This window comes from Vibrio sp. 2130-1 (assembly GCF_033339515.1).
In genome coordinates this window covers 1-543 of record NZ_JAWOUT010000631.1, presented here as the reverse complement: position 1 = coordinate 543, position 543 = coordinate 1, and the positions used below count along the sequence as shown (strand labels likewise).

Annotated in this window: 1 protein-coding gene; it reads right to left on the bottom strand. The window is 41.6% G+C overall.

Features of this window, described 5'->3' with window-relative positions; translation table 11 throughout:
- Positions 1 to 330 (bottom strand): tyrosine/phenylalanine carboxypeptidase domain-containing protein (locus R7Q09_RS27810; protein ID WP_318144169.1); only part of this gene is annotated, 330 nt, incomplete at its 3' end.
- Between the last annotated feature and the right edge of the window lie 213 nt (positions 331 to 543).

Below are 543 nucleotides of genomic sequence, written 5' to 3'. Positions count from 1 at the left end.
GAACTCTTGCGTACCTATGGTGTTGACTTGATCAAGTTTGTCGGCGTAAGACTGAATGACATCCTCATAAAGCTTTTGCAGCTGAGTATCTTCGATGTGTTCCAAAGGCAATTCGTACAAACGGCGTTTTGACTGATGAGTGTCAAGAGGCGCTTTCTGGTACTGAAAGTTAGGTTCTTGCGAGTACTTATTATTGATGAACCTTTCTCGCTCTTGGGCGTAATTAAGCGGGTTTACGCTGCTAAGAATATCAATATCAGTGACTAACTGAGAGAGGTTTTCATCTATTGCTAATAGCTGGCTAGAAATTGGTTCATTAAACTGAGCCATGTCGTTCAACTCCATGTGAAGGTAAGACCTTTTCAACTAAGCGCAGAGTACCTGTCAGTCATCGAAGACAACTATGGGAGGCAAGAGCCGTTATCCATTGTGTATATGACCGTCTCTGTACTTTTGACTAACGGTGATTGTATTGAAAGAGGTGGAGCCAAATTATCATTGAGTGTTTGGTTTGAACAACAAATATTTCTCAGTCTCAATCGG